Source organism: Nonomuraea sp. bgisy101, from assembly GCF_057708945.1.
Genome location: NZ_JBYITD010000050.1, coordinates 19,611 through 38,090, shown reverse-complemented (window position 1 = coordinate 38,090; position 18,480 = coordinate 19,611). Strand labels below are relative to the sequence as shown.

Annotated in this window: 13 protein-coding genes; 9 read left to right on the top strand and 4 right to left on the bottom strand. The window is 73.8% G+C overall.

The window, feature by feature from the left end:
• Positions 1-112: 112 nt before the first annotated feature.
• Genes AC3EO4_RS50220 through AC3EO4_RS50210 form a run of 3 tightly spaced genes read left to right on the top strand, consistent with a single transcriptional unit; the run spans position 113 to position 3,540 of the window.
• Positions 113-796, top strand: a complete 684-nt coding sequence (locus tag AC3EO4_RS50220; RefSeq protein WP_379578694.1) for a GntR family transcriptional regulator — start codon at positions 113-115, stop codon at positions 794-796.
• Between the two features lie 10 nt (positions 797-806).
• Positions 807-2,378, top strand: coding sequence for a serine/threonine-protein kinase (locus AC3EO4_RS50215; protein WP_379578696.1), 1,572 nt, complete (start codon positions 807-809; stop codon positions 2,376-2,378).
• A gap of 43 nt (positions 2,379-2,421) precedes the next feature.
• Positions 2,422-3,540, top strand: coding sequence for a DUF5925 domain-containing protein (locus AC3EO4_RS50210; protein WP_379578698.1), 1,119 nt, complete (start codon positions 2,422-2,424; stop codon positions 3,538-3,540).
• A 71-nt stretch (positions 3,541-3,611) separates the two neighbouring features.
• On the opposite strand, the gene AC3EO4_RS50205 is transcribed toward AC3EO4_RS50210, so the two are convergent.
• Genes AC3EO4_RS50205 through AC3EO4_RS50195 form a run of 3 tightly spaced genes read right to left on the bottom strand, consistent with a single transcriptional unit; the run spans position 3,612 to position 10,355 of the window.
• A complete protein-coding gene (locus AC3EO4_RS50205; protein WP_431903148.1) occupies positions 3,612-6,506 on the bottom strand; it encodes a hypothetical protein in 2,895 nt (964 codons plus the stop codon).
• A complete protein-coding gene (locus AC3EO4_RS50200) occupies positions 6,503-8,956 on the bottom strand; it encodes a hypothetical protein (protein WP_431903146.1) in 2,454 nt (817 codons plus the stop codon). The genes AC3EO4_RS50205 and AC3EO4_RS50200 overlap by 4 nt, the downstream gene beginning before the upstream one ends.
• 49 nt (positions 8,957-9,005) lie before the next feature.
• A complete protein-coding gene (locus AC3EO4_RS50195) occupies positions 9,006-10,355 on the bottom strand; it encodes an SWIM zinc finger family protein (protein WP_431903145.1) in 1,350 nt (449 codons plus the stop codon).
• 97 nt (positions 10,356-10,452) lie between these two features.
• Here AC3EO4_RS50195 and AC3EO4_RS50190 point away from each other — a divergent pair, with 97 nt between their 5' ends.
• The 6 genes from AC3EO4_RS50190 (at position 10,453) to AC3EO4_RS50165 (ending at position 17,796) form a co-directional block, all read left to right on the top strand.
• Positions 10,453-11,526, top strand: coding sequence for a C39 family peptidase (locus tag AC3EO4_RS50190; protein WP_431903143.1), 1,074 nt, complete (start codon positions 10,453-10,455; stop codon positions 11,524-11,526).
• A 132-nt stretch (positions 11,527-11,658) separates the two neighbouring features.
• Entirely contained in the window at positions 11,659-12,927 is a 1,269-nt protein-coding gene (locus tag AC3EO4_RS50185; RefSeq protein ID WP_379578708.1) for a M20/M25/M40 family metallo-hydrolase, read from the top strand.
• Between the two features lie 258 nt (positions 12,928-13,185).
• Entirely contained in the window at positions 13,186-14,133 is a 948-nt protein-coding gene (locus tag AC3EO4_RS50180; RefSeq protein WP_431903141.1) for a cucumopine synthase-related protein, read from the top strand.
• A complete protein-coding gene (locus AC3EO4_RS50175; RefSeq protein WP_431903139.1) occupies positions 14,130-15,221 on the top strand; it encodes an NAD(P)/FAD-dependent oxidoreductase in 1,092 nt (363 codons plus the stop codon). Before AC3EO4_RS50180 ends, AC3EO4_RS50175 begins: the two co-directional genes overlap by 4 nt.
• A gap of 2 nt (positions 15,222-15,223) precedes the next feature.
• Positions 15,224-16,453 carry a cytochrome P450 family protein gene (locus tag AC3EO4_RS50170; RefSeq protein WP_379578714.1) on the top strand — a complete coding sequence of 410 codons (1,230 nt, stop codon included), beginning with the start codon at positions 15,224-15,226 and terminating at the stop codon, positions 16,451-16,453.
• Complete coding sequence (locus tag AC3EO4_RS50165) at positions 16,450-17,796, top strand: class I adenylate-forming enzyme family protein (RefSeq protein ID WP_431903137.1); 1,347 nt, start codon at positions 16,450-16,452, stop codon at positions 17,794-17,796. Before AC3EO4_RS50170 ends, AC3EO4_RS50165 begins: the two co-directional genes overlap by 4 nt.
• A 64-nt stretch (positions 17,797-17,860) precedes the next feature.
• On the opposite strand, the gene AC3EO4_RS50160 is transcribed toward AC3EO4_RS50165, so the two are convergent.
• Positions 17,861-18,439, bottom strand: coding sequence for a phosphatase PAP2 family protein (locus tag AC3EO4_RS50160; protein ID WP_379578718.1), 579 nt, complete (start codon positions 18,437-18,439; stop codon positions 17,861-17,863).
• Between the last annotated feature and the right edge of the window lie 41 nt (positions 18,440-18,480).

Here is an 18,480-nt window from a genome sequence, read left to right as displayed (position 1 = left end):
CGCGCACAGACACCGATTACCTCCCCGTGAATGAACCTCGACCAACGGCAAAAGGTACAGGGGCTTTCATGCGACGAAAAATCATGACCGAGGGGGCGCTTACCCTTGTCCCGTGACCACCGCGAACCTGGCCTACGAGACGCTCAAACGACGCATCGTCGAGATCGAGCTGCGCCCTGGCGAGCGGTTGATCGAGCGGGACCTCGCGGCCGAGCTCCAGGTGTCGAGGATCCCGCTGCGCGAGGCGCTGCGGCGGCTGGCGGCCGAGGGCCTGGTGGTGCTGGTGCCCGGCAGGGGCGCGCTGGTCAGCCCCTTCACCCCCGACGACGTGCGCGACCTGTTCGACGTACGGGAGAGCCTGGAGGCGCTGGCAGCGCGACTGGCCGCCGAACGGGTCGACGCCGAAGGGCTGGCCAGGCTGCGCTCGTGCATGGAACGGGCCGGGGAGGCGATCGCGAGCGACGACAGGGCCGGCATCGCGGCCGCGAACGCCGACTTCCACCACGAGCTGGTCTCCCTCTCGGGCAATGCGCTGCTGGCCGACCTGATGCGGCCGCTGGACGCCCGCCTGCACCGGCTGTTCCGCCTCACCTCCGACCGCGATCCCGGACGGCAGAGCCAGGAGCACGCCGAACTCTACGAGGCGATCGCGGCGGGCGACCCTGCCAAGGCGGCGGCCTGCGCGCTGCGCCACGTCGCCGACGGCAGGCAGGATTCGCTGGCCATGGCGCGCGGCTGGTCGGTGGAGGACATCGACCCCATTCAGGCCACTCATTCGCGGCGCAGGGCTCGGTAGTGTAGCGCTCGTGCTCACCCCCCTGACGCCTGACGACCCTCTGGAGCTAGGCGGGTTCAGGCTGGCCGGCCGCCTGGGCGAGGGTGGCCAGGGCGTCGTCTACCTCGCTCACGACCGCTCGGGCAGGCCCGTGGCGGTCAAGCTGCTCACCCACAGCGACCCGGAGACCCGCGCCAGGCTGGCGAGGGAGCTGGCCGCGCTGGAGAGCGTCGCCTCCTTCTGTACGGCCGCCGTGCTGACTGCAGGGACCGAGGGGCGCCGCCCCTACGTGGTCAGCGAGTACATCGATGGCCCCTCGCTGTTCGAGCGGGTGCGCGACGGGAGCCCGCTGCGCGGCGGTGACCTCGAACGCCTCTTCGTGGGCACGGCCACCGCCCTGGCCGCCATCCACGCGGCGGGCATCGTGCACCGCGACTTCAAGCCGTCGAACGTGCTGCTCGGCCCCGACGGGCCCCGAGTGGTCGACTTCGGCATCGCCAGGGCCGAGGGCTCCTCGACGCAGACCTCCGGCCTCATCGGGACGCCCTCCTACCTGGCGCCCGAGCAGATCGGCGGCTCTCCCGCGTCGTTCGCGTCCGACGTGTTCGCGTGGGCGGCGACGATGGTGTTCGCGGCCACGGGGGTCACGCCCTTCGGCGCCGACACCGTGCCCGCCGTCCTTCACAGGGTGCTGCACACCGAGCCCGACCTGTCGGCGTTGCCACCCCGGTTGCGGGGCATGGTGGCGGACGCGCTGGCCAAGGATCCGGGGCGGCGTCCGTCCGCCCGGACGCTCATGATGTCGCTGGTCGATCCACGATCGGGTCCCGCGCGGGCCCCCGCCGACGCGCCCCCGCCGAGCGGCCCGCCGAACGCTCCCGGCACCGCGCCCCCGCCCGGCGGCCCGCCGTACCCTTCCGGGGGCGCACCCCCGCCCGGCCCGCCGCACCTTTCCGGGGGCGGCCCCACGGATCCTGGGCGGGCGTCGCTGACGACCCAGGGCGGCGCGCGGCGCGGCCGGCGCGGCCTCCTCCTCACGGCCGCCGCCGTCACCGTGGCCGCGCTCGCCGGCGGCACGATCGTGCTGATCAACCTGCCCAGCCTCAAGACGGCCGATCGGGGCGGCGCCTCGCCCACCGCCTCGTCTTCCCCGACCGGCCGGCCGTCCCCCGCCGAGCCGGTCTCGTCCACCGGCCCGACCCCGTCGACCGGCCAGGCATCCTCGACCGGCCAGGCCTCCTCGCCGCCGGCGTCCCAGCACGCGCAGGAGCTGAAGATCCCCGCCGCCTTCGCGGGCCGCTGGTCGGGGCACACCAGCAGCACCAACCCGCTGGACCCCGACGGCGCCGACAACACCGTCGTACTGAGGACCGGCGCGAGCACCGCGGCGTGGACCGAGAAGGACGCCCAGGTCGCCTGCGAGGAGGACATCAAGCTCACCAAGGTCGAGAAGACCAGGCTCACCTTCGAACTCACGCAGCAGAGCGGCTGCGTCCCCGGCACGATCGAGCTGAGCCTCGGCGGCGGCGTGCTGCGCTACCTGTGGCGCGACGTCCCAGGTCTCAACATGGTTCAGCAGACCGGAGACCTGCGCAAAGGCTGAAAAGCAGTCGACGCGGGCGGGCGGAGTCTGGATCATTGACGGCATGTCCGTGCTGAAGGAGGTCCGCTTCCCCGCCGCCGCCGAACTGCCGATGAACATCTGGGTCGACGACTCCGACTCCGCCGTCGACATCGTCGACGCGCTCGCGCTGTCGCCGTTCGCGACGGGCACGCAGCCGTGGGCCCGCCTGGCCAGCCTCGAGCGGGTGCGCGCCGAGGCCGCCCTCACCCCGCCCGACGGCCGTCTCGTGCGTACCGCGCAGGAGGAGGACGGCTCCGACGCCCGCCTGTTCTGCGGGGACGGCTGGACGCTGCGGGTGGTGCGCCACCGCAACCGTTGCGCCACGGTCAGCGTCACCGCCGTCAGCGAGGAGCTGGCCCGTTCGGTGCTGGCGAAGACCACCGAGGGCGCGGTCGAGCCGCCGCCGGAGACCGACCACATCGAGATGGGATTCTGGTGGTTCGGCCCGCACGGACCCCGTCGCTCCGACAAGCCCATCACCTCGCCGTCGTGGGAGCAGATCAGCGGCAACTACTCCGCGCGCGTGCGCGAGGCCGTGGGACGGGTCATGACGGTCACGCCCGCCGAGGTGAGCGGCAGGCTGCTCCTGCTGCACGGGCCGCCAGGAACCGGCAAGACGTCGCTGCTGCGGACCCTCGCGAGAGAGTGGCGGCAGTGGTGCCAGGTCGACTGCGTGCTCGATCCCGAGCGGCTGTTCAACGACCCCGGGTACCTGATGGAGGTCGCCATCGGCGACTCGGGCGAAGACGGCGAGCGCTGGCGGCTCCTGGTGCTGGAGGACTGCGACGAGCTGATCAGGGCGGGCGCGAAGGAGGCGACGGGGCAGGGGCTGTCGAGGCTGCTGAACCTCACCGACGGCCTGCTCGGCCAGGGGCGCGACGTGCTGGTCGCGATCACCACGAACGAGGACCTGGCCCGCCTGCACCCTGCGACGGTCAGGCCGGGCCGGTGCCTGGCGCAGGTCGAGGTGGGGCCGCTGTCGCGCGAGGAGTCCGTGCGGTGGCTGGCCGACGGCGGGGCGGAGGAGTTCGCCGGCCAGGTGGGCGCCGACGGGGCCACGCTCGCGGAGCTGTTCGCCGCCCGCTCCGGCCGCGCCACCACCCCTGCGGCCGCCCCCGACACCCCCGGCCTGTACCTCTGACCGACCGCCACCCTCGAGAGCCGCCCTCGTCACCGCTCGGGTGAGGGTTGCGGCGGTCCGGTCCGAACGGTTCAGGCGGTCAGGGTGGTGTGGAGGCGGCGGGATTCGGTGACGAACCGGCTCGACCCCCTGCCCGACGCCACCGCGGCCAGCCCGCGGATCTCCCCGCGTGCCCCCGCCCACCCGGCCACCAGCCGCGCCCGCTCGATCAGGTGGGCCAGACCGGCCCTGGGGCGGGTTCCCGCGACCGGCAGCAGCAGCGGAAGCAGTTCGGCGAACACCTCCCACACCTGCGCGTGCGCGCCCTTCCTCGCCGCCGCCTCCAACGCGTCGGCGACCGCCCTCAGCGACACCTCTCCCCCGTCGATCAGCTCCATCAGCCGCCGCCCCAGCGCCGAGGAAGGCACCGCGCCCATCGCTGCCAGCCGCCGCAGCGCGGCCACCGCCTCGTCCCTGCTTGTCGCGTCCACGAGCGCCCCGGCCAGCAGGACGGCCGTGGCCGGCCCCGCGGGTCCGTCGGCTCGCACGATCGCCTCCAGCCACCGCCCGGGACCGAGCGGCCACCGCGAGGTCAGCCTGGGGACGAGGTGCGCGGCCAGCACCTCCCGATGCGAGGGCAGCATGCCAGGCCACCAGTCCATCGCCCCGACGACGAAGGCGTCGTGCCAGGTGCCTCTGGCGAGTGCGTCGATCTCCGGCAGTCCCGTCGGCTCCCCTTCCAGGGTGCTCACCAGCCGGTGCGTGGGGTCGTTCCAGTACAGCCGGCTTCCTGAGACCACCGTGGTCACCGTGGAGAGGGGGTCGGCCAGGCCGCCGCCGGCCAGCCACGCCGCCGCCGTACGGCCGGCCGCCGAGGTGCGCGCCGAGGCGAGCGCCGCGGCCCGCTCGACCGCCCCGGCGGGGATCTGCCTGGGCAGTCTCAGCAGCGCCTGCTGGAAGTCGGCGGGCAGCGGTTCGTGTCCCGCCCCGATCACCGCCTCGAGCCGGTCGAGGAACACCCACGGGTCGAGACGTCCGTCGGACCTGGTCGGCGTCGCGAGCAGCAGCGGCGGCAACGTGTCCTTCCTCAGCGCCTCGTAGACCTCGGCGCAGCGCCGCAGCACCAGCGCGAACGGCGGCGCGGACGCGGAGGCGGGATCGGTCAGCCAGTGCCTCCGCCGTTTGAAGATCCTGCGGGGCTTGACGAGCTCGACGGCCAGGTCGATGAACCACAGCGTCGGCTCGGGCAGCCCGCCGCTGTACCTGTCGTCGAGCTCCGCCACGCTCGCCAGGCCCGTCCTCAGCCCGGCCCTGTCGCTCGCCGCGAGCCTCACGAACCCGGCGAGGAACCGTTCGGACGCCGCCCATCCCGGCCGGTGGAGGGTGGCGGCGAGCGCCTTGGGCGTCGAGGGGAGGTCGGGGAAGTCGTCCATCACGGGCAGCGGCGGCAGGCCCGCCGGCGTGAACGGCTCCTCCGGCACGACCTCGCCGCCGTACCCCTCGGCCAGCCGTGCCGACAGCGATGGCGGGAGCAGCTCGCCCGCCGTCCTGATCGTCTCGGCGGCGAGCGGGCCGAAGCGCGCGGCGTGCTTGAGCGCGACCCGTGTCGCGTGCTCCTGGACGGCCCGCGACTGGTGGCCCAGCGCCATGGCCAGCGACGGGACCAGCTCGTCCGCCCGGTCCCCTGCGTGCTTCATCGTCCGGTCGAGCCAGGACAGCCCGCTCCTGACCAGGCCGCTCTCGGCCCTGAACAGCACGGCCTCCAGCGCCTCGGTGACGGTGGCGGGGTCGAGGTCGGCGGCGCGCAGGTGGGTGAGCGCCACCTCGGCGGCGGGCGCCGCGGACGAGGGCAGCAGCCGCAGGTAGTCGCGCAGGCGGGGCCGGACCTCGTCGGGTGCCGGGGCGAGCGTCTCGTGGAGGCGGGCGAAGAAGCGCAGGTCCTGAGGGGCGCCACCACGCAGGAAACGGCTGACGCACCCGTCGAGCATCAGGCGTCTGGTGGCCGGGCTCTCCGCCGCGAGGTCCCGCAACCCGTCGAGCCACCCGGACCTCGCTCCGGCGCCGTTCCCGAACGTCCCGCCGTCCGCCGCCCCCCAGGAGGAGGCCATGGGCGAGGGTGCCGTGCCGGGCCCGTGCGACCTCACGGGCTCACGGGTGTTCTCGGGTGAGGCTCCGCCTCGGGACACGCCCCTGAAGGACGTCACGCCGAGAGCCGCCGCCCAGGATGTCGCGGCCACGGGCGGGGCGACGGCGCGTGGGCCGGTGGTCGGTGTGAGAGCGGCCGTGGGAGTCGTCGGTGTGAGAGCGGGGGTGGGCGTCGTCGGTGTGGGCGCGGTCGGCGTGGGGGACGGGCCGGCAGGTCCGGGAGGGGGAACGGCGGTGCTGGGTTTGACGTGCTGGAGTCGGCGGCCGACGCCCTCGGCCTCGAACAGCCGCGGCAGGAGCGTTTTCAGGAGCGGGTCGGCGCGCAGGGCCGCGACGCCGTGCGGGACGTCCTCGGCCACCCATGCCACCACCAGTGGATCGTGCGCGGGCGGGGTCGCCCCTGTCCGGCGCAGCAGGGCGAGCGCCAGCGGCACGCCCGGGTCGTCGGCGGCGCGGATCCGCAGGGCCGTCCGGGTCGCCAGGTCCGCGAGCCACGGTTCGCTCCGTGATGACAGTACGTCGAGCAGCAGCTCGGTGTCGTGCAGGACCGCCCATCGAGGAGCGAAGTCGCGCCGGTGCAGCCATGACACCACGCCCGCCGCCCCGCCGATCGTGCCCGCGCCCGCGACCCGCAACGGCGTGACCCGCTCCCCCACCCTGGCGTGAGCTCGCAGGGCGGCCAGATATCCGGGCAGTTCCGCGGCGACCGCCTTCCTGTCGTCCGGGCCCAGCTTCACGACCAGGGCGGCGACGGCGGCGGCGTCCTTGCGCTCGATGTGCCGCCGCACCCTGTCCCATGCGCCGTCCCGCTCTCTGTCGGGTGCGCTGATCCATGCGCTCATCGCGTGGCTCCTTCCAGGAGGTGGTGGAGGTCGCGGGCCGTACGGGAGAAGCCGCTGGCGCCCTTGCGAGCGGCCGCCCTGGCGACGGCGGGGAGCGGGCCGCGAGCGCCCGCCCATCCGGCCACCCGTACGGCCAGCCCGAGCGCCTCGGTGTGAGCCGCCTGCGGGCGCTCGCCGTCGCCGGGCAGCAGCGCGGGCAGCAGGCCGGCCAGGACCTGCCACACCTCGCGGTGCGCGCCGGCGACGGCCGCCGTCTCGAGGGCGTCGAGGGCGGGCGTGAGCCTGGCCCTTCGCGTGCGAACCAGCAGCGCGAGCTGGCGGCCGAGCTCGGCGGCGGGCAACTCTCCCCTGGCGGCCATCGCCGGCACCGCGTCGCCTTCCTGTTCGGTGAGGAGGACGGCGAGCAGCAGCGCCGTCCCCTCCCCCGCCGGCCCTTCGGCGACGGCCAGGGCCGTCGCGTTCTCGGCGCCCGCGTCGCTCCACCGGTTGAGCACGTACGGCAGGCAGTGCGCGGCCACCACGTCCCGGTCGGAGGGCAGGACGGAGGGCCACGACGCCAGCCGTTCGCCGTGATCGCGCAACGGGTATGGCGTGACGCCGGTCATGAGGAGGTCCACAAGCTCCAGCCCGGTCGGCTCGGCCTCGACGCGTGGGACCGGCATGCCGCTCCAGTCGATGGTGACGCGGGGTCGCGGCCGGTCGGCGAGCCACGCGGCGGCGGTCCTGCCTGCGGCGGCGGTCAGCGCCCGCGCCCTGGCGACGATCTCCGGCGGAATCAGGCGGGGCAGGCGCAGCAGTGCCTGCTGCAGGTCGGCGTCCATGGCGGCGACTCCCGCGCGCTCGTAGCCCTCCAGGCGGGTGAGCAGCACGTCCGGGTAGAGGTGGCCGTCGGTGACGGTCGGGGTGGCCAGCAGGTACGGCGGAAGCCTCCCCTCCGCGTACGCCGTCCTGATCTCGGCGAAGCGTCGCAGCGTCACGTAGTGCGGCGCCGAGACCTCGCCGGAGTGCGGCATCCGGCCCTGCCGGGCGCCGGGCTCATGGCCCATCGCGAGCGCCCACTGGTGCTCCCACAGCCACCCGTCCCACGTCCCGCGGCCCGTCCTGCCGCCGCGGGCGAAGGCGTCGCGCAGGGCGCCGGGGTCGTCGGCCGCCTGGCGGACGAACGACGCGAGCCAGGACTCCACCCCCTGCCATCCGGAGTCGGTCTCCAGGCCGCGAGCCAGCGCCGCCGGCGGCAGGGCGCGCGGATGGAACGGCTCGGGTCCGCGCACGCGCGGCAGGATGCCGGGCGTGAACGGGTCGGCGTCCGCGGCCCGGCCGCCGAAGGCCGCGGCCAGCGGCTCGCCGACCGAGGGCGGCAGCAGGGGCAGCGCCGTGCGGATGGCCTCGGCCCCCGCGGGAGAGAAGCGGTCGGCGAGGGCGATGGCCAGGCGGCCCGCCCTGTCCTGAACCTCCCGCGACGTGCAGGCGAACGCGCAGGCCAGCGACGGTGCGAGCGCGTCGAGGCCGGCGAACTCCTCGACCGCCTCGTCCAGCCAGCGCAGCCCTTCGACGACCAGCTTGCGTTCGGGTCTGGACAGCAGGCCGTCGAGCGCCTCGGCGAGGTCTGCGCGATCGAGCCTGAGGCGGCGCAGGTGACTGAGCGCCAGCCCGGCGACGCCGGCAGGGGCTGTGGGCAGCAGACGCAGGTAGTCGCGGGCGCGGGCGTGCACCTCGTCGTGGGAGGGTTCGAGCAGTTCGTGCAGGCGGGTGAAGAAGCGCAGGTCGGTGGCCGAGCCGCCGCGCAGGAAGCGGCGGAGGCAGCCGTCGAGGAGCAGGTCGCGGTCGACCGCGCGCTGGTTCTCGAGCACGCGGAGGCTGGCCAGCCAGGTGCCCGCGGTCAGCGGCTCGCTCCGCTCGTGGCGCAGCGCCCTGCCCACGCCCTCCGCCTCGAAGATCCTCGGCAGGAGGGCGGGCAGCAGCGGGTCGTGGCGCAGGCCGTGGGCGCTGGGCGGGCTGGAGATCCAGGCGGCCACGAGGGGGTCGTGCTCCGGCGGGGTGGCGCCGGTCCTGCGCAGCAGCTCGACGGCGAGGGGCAGGTTGCGGTTGCGGACGGTGCGCGCGCGCAGGGTCAGCCGGACGGCGAGGTCGGCCTGCCAGTCGAGCGGGCGCGCGGCCAGGACGTGGAGCAGGAGGGCGGGGTCGGCGGCGGCTCCCGTCCGCGGTTCGAGGTCGCGCCTGTTGAGCCAGGACACGACCGCGGCGACGCCGCCCAGCGTGCCGGCGCCGGCGACCCGCATGCCCTCGGTCCACGCGGGCTCGCCGAGCCAGGCGCGCCCTTCGCGCAGCGCCGCCGGTAACTCGGCGGCCACCTCCCTGCGGCCCGCCTCGTCGAGGCGGGTCACCCTGGCCGCGACCGTGGCCGGGTCGCCGGTGCGCAGCGCCGTCCGCACGGCCTCCCAGGCGCTCACGCGACCACCTCGGGCGTCTCGGCGTCGGACTGCACGGTCTGCCAGGCGCTCACACGACCACCTCGGGCGTCTCGGCGTCGGAACGGGCGGCGATCCTGGCGGCGAGCACGTGCTTGCAGGGCCCTCGCGAGCCGCGGTGGTCGAACCACCACTCGCAGGTGCACGCGCCCTCCCCGATGCGCACCCGCCGCACGCCGCCGGAGGTGGTGACCTCGGCCGTGTCGGCGCCCGTCAGCCGCACCGCGCCCGTCTCCAGCAGGCGGCGGGCCGCGAGCAGCCGGGGGTTGAGCTCGGCGACGTGGACCCTGTCGTAGGGCAGCTCCCTGTGGAAGTGGCCTGCCTCGTGCAGGTCGTAGCCGACCCTGCCCGCCGTGCCGAGCTGGGTGAGCGCCGCCCGCACCCGGGTGACCGGCAGCCCGGAGCGTTCGGCCAGAAGGCCGAGTTCGACGGAGGGCTCGAAGTTGAGCAGCATCCCCACCACGTCGGCGTCGTCGGCGGCCGTGTCACTCGACAGGTCGTCGAGGACCGCGCCCTCGCCGGAGAAGCCGCGGTACGGCTGCGGCGACACGCACAGCGTGTAGCGCATGCCCGGCAGTTCGAGCTCCCACGCGCTGGCCATGTGGTCGTCGGCGGTGGCGGGGCCGTACACGCGCAGGGCCCTGGCGAAGCGCAGCAGCGGGTGGAGGGTGGCCAGGCGTCCGGCCCCCGCCAGCCGTACCGCGCCGGGGCCGCGGGTTTCGGAGACCCGCAGGTCACGGCCCGCGGGCACGGCCCACACGTCGGCGCCCGCGCGCTTGGGGAGCGAGCGGAGGAAGCGGACGGCCAGCGGCCCCTGCAGCTCCGCGCGCAGGTCGAAGCCCGCCGCGATCACCTGCACCTCGGCGAAGCCGCGCAGCCAGCGGGCGGGCAGCGGCACCTTCTTCTCCACCACCGCGCCGTCGAGCGTGGTGACGGCCAGTTCGTCGGGGCCGACGCCGAGGTGGAGCGGGTCCCTGCCGCCGACCCGCGCCAGCGCCTCGCGCAGCGGGCCGTTGACGTCGACGTTGGTGGTGCCCCTGTCGACCACCTCGCCGTCGAGTGCGGGACCGAGCACGTCGAGCCTGGCGTAGACGCCGCCGCAGGCGGAGAACGACTCGAACCTGAGCCGGTCGCCGTCGCAGGTCACCACCGGGTCGCGGGTCCAGCCGGGGCGCGGCTGGTGGTAGCGGGCCATGGCGACGTCGGCCACCGCGAGCAGCGCGGCCGCGGCCGGAGCGGCCTGGGTGAGCAGGCCGCTGAAGAATCGGGGATGGGCCTGTGGTCCCGTCAGCGCCCTTCCGCCGGAGGTGGACAGGCCCAGCTGTCCGTGGGTGAGGGTGGAGGGACCGGCGTAGGAGTACGCCTGCACCGCGTTCGTCATGCCGGGGACGATAGAGATCGTCTCCGACAAAACGGCGGGCCGCGAGTACGTAAACCTTCCGATGCGCCCCACCTGGCCTTCCTCCACAATCGGCCAGGTGATATCCCGTGTCGCCTTCCAGCCCTCCGCGCCGGTCGAGCGCGGTTCCCGCGGCTATCACGACCCGTTCGGCGGCGCGGCGGCGGTCTGGGACTACGCCACCTGGACGAGCCTCGAGGTCGATACCGGCTTCCCCGCGGCCGAGCTGGTGCCGTCGTGGACGGCGCGCACCCCTGCGGGCAGTTGGCTGGAGGTGGAGCTGCGCGGCAGGACCGCCGACGGCCGCCGCACCCGCTGGTACGTCATGGGCAGGTGGGCGGAGACCGCCGCCGACATCCGCCGCACGTCGCTGCCCGGTCAGGGCGACGAGGACGGCGACGTGGCCGTCGACACCCTGGTGGCCAAGCGCCCGCTGGTCGCCTACCAGGCGCGGGTCACCCTGTACGGCACGGGCGCGAGCGTGACCTCCTTCAGCGTGATGGCCTCCGGCTCTCCGGCCCCTGTACGGCCGACGCCTCCCGGCAGGGCGAGCGGGATCGAGCTGCCCGTTCCCGCGCTCTCGCAGCGGGTGCACGCCGGCCACTACCCGGAGTGGGACGGCGGTGGCGGGTCCTGGTGCAGCCCCTCCTCGGTGACGATGGTGCTCGGCTTCTGGGGAAGGGGCCCGTCTGCCGAGGAGCTCGCGTGGGTCGATCCGGCCGATCCGTGCCCGGCCGTCGACCACGCGGCCCGCGACATGTACGACCACAGCTACCAGGGGTGCGGCAACTGGCCCTTCAGCGTGGCCTACGCCGGGCGGTACGGTTTGGACGGGTTCGTGACGCGGCTGCGCTCGCTGGCGGAGCTGGAGCTGCTCATCGCCGCGGGCATCCCGGTGATCACCTCGCAGTCGTTCAAGGAGCACGAGCTGCCCGGCGCCGGCTACTCCACGACCGGTCACATCATGGTCGTCACCGGATTCACCGCCGCCGGCGACGTGATCGCCAACGACCCCGCGACGGAAGGCGTCCGGCGGGTCTACCCGAGGGCGGCGTTCGAGAACGTCTGGCTGCGGGGCTCGGGCAGCGCGGGCATCGTCTACGTCCTCCACCCGCCGGAGGTCCCCCTTCCCCCATCCGACGGCAACTGGTGATCCATGAGGGTCATCACGACGAATGGGGTTGGAGTGGAGTACGGCGGGCGGCGGGCGTGGCTCGCGCGCGACGGACGAGCCTGGACCGAGACTGTCGCCGCCTCCTGCTGAAACGACCTTTGTGGGGATGATGTGAAGAGCGTTGCCGAGATCTGCTCCGACCTGATCAGGTTCGACACCACCAATCCCGGCTCGGGCGAGCGCCCGGCCGCCGAGTACGTCGCCACGCTGCTGGCCGACGCGGGCCTCAAGCCCGTCGTCTTCGAGTCCGCGCCACGGCGCACCACGGTCGTGGCGCGCGTCGAGGGCGACTCGCCCGACGCGCTGCTCGTCCACGGCCACCTCGACGTGGTCCCCGCCGATCCCGCCGAGTGGCAGATGCATCCTTTCTCCGGGGAGATCGTCGACGACTGTGTGTACGGCAGGGGCGCGGTCGACATGAAGGGCTCGTGCGCGATGACCATCGCCACCGTGCTCGATCTGCAGGCCAGAGGGGTGCGGCCGAAGCGCGACCTGGTGCTGGCGTTCCTGGCCGACGAGGAGGCGACCGGCGACTACGGCTCCCGCCACGCCGTCACCGAGCACCGCGAGCTGTTCGACGGCGTCACCGAGGCCATCAGCGAGTCCGGCGGGTTCAGCGTGACCTCGGGCGACGTCAGGGTCTACCCGATCGCGGTCGGCGAGCGCGGCACCTCGTGGATGGAGCTCACCGCGCACGGCGTCGCGGGCCACGGGTCCAGGCCCGCGGTCGACAACCCGGTGGCCACGCTGGTGCACGCCCTGTCGCGGGTCGCCTCCTACCAGTGGCCGGTGCGGCTGACGCCGTCGGTCGCCGCGCTCCTGGAGAACCTGTCGGAGGTCATCGGCCGGCCGATCGACCTCGACCGCCTGGACGAGGAGGCGGCCCGGCTGGGCGCGCTCGGCACCCTGTTCAAGGGCCAGATCCGCAACTCGGCCAACCCGACGATGCTGTCGGCCGGATACAAGGTCAACGTCGTGCCCTCCACGGCCTCGGCCCACGTGGACGGCCGCTACCTGCCGGGGTTGCAGGAGGAGTTCCTCGCCACGATCGACGAGCTGCTCGGCCCGAAGATCACCCGCGAGTTCGTCAACCTGGAGGACGCGCCCGCCGCCCCGTACCCGTCGGCGTTCTTCGACGAGCTGGGGGCGGCGCTGGTGGCCGAGGATCCAGGGGCGCGGCCGGTGCCGTACGTGATGAGCGGGGGCACCGACGCGAAGTCCTTCGCGAGGATCGGCATCAAGGGGTACGGCTTCGCGCCGCTGATGCTGCGCCCCGACCTGGACTACTTCGGCATGTTCCACGGCAAGGACGAGCGCGTGCCGGTGGAGGGCCTGGAGTTCGGCACCCGTGTCCTGACCCGCCTGCTCACTCACGCCTGACCGGCCGGGGCGGTCGACGGTCTTCCGGCCGGGCCGCCCCGTTCGTCGTTCGGCCGTCCGGGGCGGGTGCATCCGCCCGCCCCGTGCCGCCGTTCCGGTATGCGGACCCGGCGTTCCGGGACGGCCGCGCGGGCCGATGACCCAGGCGGGCGACTGTGACAAGCGGTGGGAACGGCCGCGCCTGGGGACGGTCAGCGCACCGTCAAATCGGACATTTCGGCTGTATGACTACTAAACGTGCTGCTAGCATCACATACTGTGACTAATCCGAAACGCGTAGAAATCGGCTGGCCCGGACTAGGCATCACCGTGACCGCCGAACTCGATGAGCGCAACGCCGCTCTCGCGCAAAGCCTGTGGGACGCTCTGCCGTACCGCAGCCTGCAGGGCCACGCCCTGGTGGCGGGTCACCACCTCTACCACGTCGCCCCGGTCCACGGGCTGCTGCACCAAGCGGCCACCTACAAGGTCGACGACCGGCGCTTCGAACCCGACGGCACGATCTTCGCCTCGCGCCTGCAGCACCTCGGCATCAAGTACGGCGAGCTGACCGAGCCGATGCCCGCCACCCCGATCGGCAGGATCCTCCCCGACGACCTCGACTCGCTCGTCGAGGCGGGCCACGCGGTGTGGGAGGCGGTCTACACGACCAAGAAGCCCGTCATCGCCGAAGTACGCAGGGCGGGCGGGGCCGGCGGGCACAGCCTGCCGCGCCTGAAGGCCCGCGACCAGGAGACCGACGCGCTGATCGGCGACCTGCACGCCGAGACCGAACGGATCTGGCTGGAGCCGCCACAGGAACTCGTCGACCTGCACGAAGGCCGCATCCCCTCGGGGGCGGGCAGCTTCCAGACCGTCCTGACGACGGTGCTGTTCGTCAACGGCGAGACCCGCCCTCTGGGCTACGCCAGCTACGGCGGCCTGGTGCGCGCCGCCTACGAGAACATGTCGCTGGAGGCGCTGCGCCACATGGCGCGCCTCCTGATCGCCACCCCCGGAGAGTTCCTCGGGTACTGCGGCCTGGAGAAGGTGTGGTCCTTCACCCAGCGCGTCCTCGATCGCATCGACAGAATCGACGACCGCGACGACTTCGTCGCCCTCATGGCGCACATGGCGCTCTACGTCAACTGCCTCGGCGGTTGGAACCTGCACCTGTTCCCGTGGCAGCTGGGCGACCACCTGCGCCGTGAGAGCGCGGTCGCATGACCACCCACGCACAGGTCGTGGTCGTCGGCGGCGGGGTGATCGGACTGTCGATCGCCTACCACCTGGCGGAGGCCGGCGTCGGCACCATGCTGCTCGAACGCGACGCGCTCGGATCGGGCGCGTCGCGGGCCACGGCGGACGTCGTGCGCGCCTACTTCGCCGGCAACCCGGTGAGCTCGGCGATGGCCGTGCGGAGCCTTTCCGCCTATCGCGACTTCTCCATCCGGCCGGGCCTCGACCTGCCGCTGCGGCGCGTCGGCTATCTGGTGCTGTTCACCGAACAGCACCAGATAGCGGCCTTCGAGGCCGACCTGCCCGCCCAGCGGGCGGCGGGAGTCGACGTCGAGCTGATCGACGCCGACCAGGCCAGGCGGCTCAACCCGCTCATCAGCGGCGACCTGCCGCTGCTGGCGGCCGCCTGGTCGGCCGAGGCGTACGTCTCCGACACCGCCGCGATCGTCGACGGCTACGCGGAGGCGGCCAGGCGGGCCGGCGCGCGGCTGCTGACCGGCGTCCCCGTCACGGCCATCGACGCCGACGCGGGCAGGGTGGAGACCGCCGGCGGCGCGATCACGGCCGACGCCGTCGTGTGCGCCGCCGGCGCGTGGTCGGCCCCACTCGCCCGCTCGGCGGGAGTGGACCTGCCGCTCACCGAGCCGATCGTCCAGGAACTGCTCACGACCGATCCGCTGCCGCCCATGCCGGACATCCCGATCACCCTGTACGCCGCCAGCGGCCTGCTGGTACGAATGCGCGGCGACGGGCTGCTGATCGGCATGGGCTACCCGGGTCCCGACAGAGGCGCGTGGCGGCGGCGCGTCGCCGCCCAGCTCGCCGTCGTCTATCCGAGCCTGACGGGGTCCGGGCTGTACACGGCCGTCACCGGCGTCCGCGACGCCAGCCCCGACCGCACCGCGTTCATCGGCCACCTGCCAGGGCCGCCCGCGTTCCTGTACGCGGCGGGCTTCTCCGGCCACGGCCTGTGCAACGCGCCCGCCGCGGGCGAGCTGGTGCGCGACCTCTATCTCGGAAAGGACCCCGGGTTCGACACGACCATGCTGACCGCAAGGCCAGACCGAGTGGGGTGACCATGGACATCGAACACGCCGAATTCGTCCTCGACCCCGCCACCCCCGACGTGCACGCCGACAACGTGCGGCTGCGGGAGGCGGGACCGCTGATCCCGGTGGAGGTCGAGGGGGTGCGCGCGTGGGCGGCCACCCGCTACGCCACGCTGGCCGTCGTCCTCACCCACCCCGACCTGTCCAGGGACATCAGATACTGGGACCCGGCGGCCAAGGCCGCCGCGCCCCTCGACACCGCGGTCAGCAGGCTCGCGTTCGACACGTCCATGCTGAACGCGGAGGGTGAGGACCACCACCGGCTGCGCTCACCGGTGTCCAGGTCGTTCACCGCCCGCAGGGTGCAGGAGCTGCGTCCGAGGATCGCCGAGTTCGTCGCCCATCACATCGACCGGCTGGCGGCCATGCCGCCGGGCCCTGTCGACCTGCGGCTGGAGTTCGCCTATCCGATACCGCGCGACGTCATCTCCGAGCTGATGGGCGTCCCGCCCTCACTGCGGGACGAACTCCACGAGCTCACCGACGTGGCCGCCAGGGTCGGCGACACCCCCGACGACGTCACCGACGCCCGCAAACAGCTGTACAGGCTGCTCGACGAGATCATCGAGATGCGGCGCGAGACGCCGGGCGAGGATCTGATCACCGACCTGATCGCCGCCTCCGAGCAGGAGGGCGACGCGCGGCTCACCCGATCGGAGGTGCTGGACACGGTCGAATTGCTATTCATCGCGGGGCATGTGACGACCGTCAACCTCATCACCAACGCCTCCCGGGTCATGCTGACGCATCCCGAGCAGCTCGCCGCGGTCCGCTCGGGGGCGTGGCCGTGGAGCGCGGTGGTCGAGGAGACCATGCGGTGGGACTCGCCGATCGCGCACTTCCCGATGCGCTACGCCGTACGGGATCTCGAGATCGAAGGGGTGCCGGTGCGCAAGGGCGAGGCCGTCATCGGCTGCTTCGCCTCGGCGGGCCGCGATCCCGACCGCTACGGGGAGCGGGCCGACCGGTTCGATGTGACCGCCCCCACGCCCAGCCACCTGTCGTTCGGGCACGGATCGCACTTCTGCCTGGGGGCGCCGCTGGCGAGGCTGGAGGGCGAGGTGGCGCTGGCCGCGCTGTTCGCGGCCTTCCCCGACATCCGGCTGGCCAACCAGGAGAACGGCTGGCGGCCGCTCGGCACCGTGCTGGGCAACAGCACCAGGCACCTGCCCGTGGTCCTCGGAAGGAGGGCGGAATGAGCCTCGGCCAGAGCGTCTTCGCGGGCGTCAGGGCGGCGGGCCCGCGTGACGTGCTGGTGTGCGGGCGGCGCCGTCTGACCGGCGACGACGTGCTGGAGATGGTGGCGGGCGCGGCGGCCGTGCTGCGGGCCCGCGGGGTACGGCGCGGCGACACGATCGCCTGCATGTCGGGCCGGCAGCCCGAGAGCACCGTCGCCAGGCTCGTGATGCTCGAGCTCGGCTGCCCCGTCGTCCACCTGCTGCCGGGACTGCCGATCGAGGCCGCGGTCAAGACCATGCGCATGCTCGGCACCACGGTCCTGCTCCACGAGCCTTGCCGGCAGGACGACGCCGAGCGGCTGCTCGACGCCTACCCCGTGCCGATCGTCTACCGGCTCGACGCGGACCTGTTCTCGACGCCGCACGGCGGCCTCGTCGGCCCGCCGAAGGTGCTGCCCGAGTCGTTGTCCGCGGTGGCGTTCACCAACGGCACCACAGGCGGCGCCAAGGCCGTCGCCTTCAGCCAGAGGGCCGAGCGGGCGCACCTGGCGGCGGCGCGGGCGACGCTCGCGCCCGAGCCGTGGCGCTTCCTCGTGGCGCCCGGCCACTACGTGCCCGACCAGCTCGTGCTGTGGACGCTGGCGACGGGCGGCACCGCGGTCCTGCTGGACGACGCCGACGTGGGCCGCGAACCCGAGATGATCGCCGGGGAGGGCGTCACGCACACCCTGGCGGGCCGGCCGATCGAGCTGTACGAGCTGGCAGGCCGGATGGGACCCGTGGCGCTCGGCGAGGGACCCGGCACCCTGAGGCTGGTGCTGTACGGCGGCGCGGCCGCGGTGCCGACGCGCAGCAGGGAGGTGGTGATGGGGCTCGGACCCGTGGCACTGCAGTGCTACGGGCTCACCGAGGCCGGCTTCGTCACCACCCTGTCGCCGCTCGACCATCTGCGCCCCGACCGGGTGACCTCGGTCGGGCGGCCCCTCGAGGGCGTCGAGGTGTGCGTGCGCGACCTGGAGGGCCGCGCGCTGCGGGTCGGCCAGGTCGGCGAGGTGTGGGTGCAGTCGACCCAGATCATGAGCGGATACGTCGGCGATCCCGCGCGCACCGCCGCGACGCTGCGCGACGGCTGGGTCCGCACCGGCGACCTCGGCCACCTGAACGCCGACGGCTACCTGTTCCTCGTCGACCGCGTCGACAACAGGCCGGCCGACGGCGTCTACGCCCACCCGATCGAGCACGTCCTGACCAGCCACCCTGCCGTGGCGGACGCCGCCGTCCTCGGGGTGCCGTGTGAAGGCGGTCACGCGGTGGCCGGCACGGTGGTCAGGCGAGCCGGCGGTGCCGAGCCCGCGACCACCTGACGGTATCGAGACCCCGCGATGACGACGCCCGCCCGTCGTCATCGCGGCCTCATGTGGAGGCGCGTCACACGCCGAAGGCGGCCAGGGTGCCCCACGTGGTCGCGACGCCCACCAGCGCGCCCGCGATCACCTGGGCGGGACTGTGGTGGGCGAGGCGGACGCGGGCCCAGCACACCAGGCCCACCAGCGCGCCGCCCACCAGCGCCGTCGGAACAGGCGGGAGCACGTGGGCCAGGACCACGGCGGTTCCGGCCGACACGGCCGCGTGGAAGGAGATCTTCCAGCGCAGCGTCACCGGCACGGTGACCGCGAGGGCGGCCAGCATCGCGGTGACGGTGGCGACCAGAAGGGTGGGGGCGCCCAGCAGGACCAGCAGGACCAGCGCGACGAGCACGGCTGCCACGGCCGCCAGCAGCGGTCCCGTACGGCGGGACCTGTCGACCAGGTGGCGGGAGTCGAGCCGTCCCATGCGGACACCGACGGCGATGACGGTGGCGGGCACGCCGCCGCAGAGGGCGGAGGCGAGCAGCCCCCAGGCGGCGCCGCTCCAGCCCTGGGCGATCAGCCCGACGGCGGGAGGCATGGCGATCACCAGCACCTGGGGGGCGAACGCCTCGGTCACCCAACCGGCCATCCTGGTCATCACCCGCGCGTACCCCCGTCTCGGTTCATGGTCATCCAACC

What these genes read in the sequence shown, in the direction of transcription:
- AC3EO4_RS50165 (WP_431903137.1), top strand. Translation starts at nt 16,450, where the DNA reads ATGAGCCTCGGCCAGAGCGTCTTCGCGGGCGTCAGGGCGGCGGGCCCG.
- AC3EO4_RS50160 (WP_379578718.1), bottom strand. Translation starts at nt 18,439, where the DNA reads ATGACCAGGATGGCCGGTTGGGTGACCGAGGCGTTCGCCCCCCAGGTG.
- AC3EO4_RS50170 (WP_379578714.1), top strand. Translation starts at nt 15,224, where the DNA reads ATGGACATCGAACACGCCGAATTCGTCCTCGACCCCGCCACCCCCGAC.
- AC3EO4_RS50175 (WP_431903139.1), top strand. Translation starts at nt 14,130, where the DNA reads ATGACCACCCACGCACAGGTCGTGGTCGTCGGCGGCGGGGTGATCGGA.
- AC3EO4_RS50205 (WP_431903148.1), bottom strand. Translation starts at nt 6,506, where the DNA reads ATGAGCGCATGGATCAGCGCACCCGACAGAGAGCGGGACGGCGCATGG.
- AC3EO4_RS50195 (WP_431903145.1), bottom strand. Translation starts at nt 10,355, where the DNA reads ATGACGAACGCGGTGCAGGCGTACTCCTACGCCGGTCCCTCCACCCTC.
- AC3EO4_RS50210 (WP_379578698.1), top strand. Translation starts at nt 2,422, where the DNA reads ATGTCCGTGCTGAAGGAGGTCCGCTTCCCCGCCGCCGCCGAACTGCCG.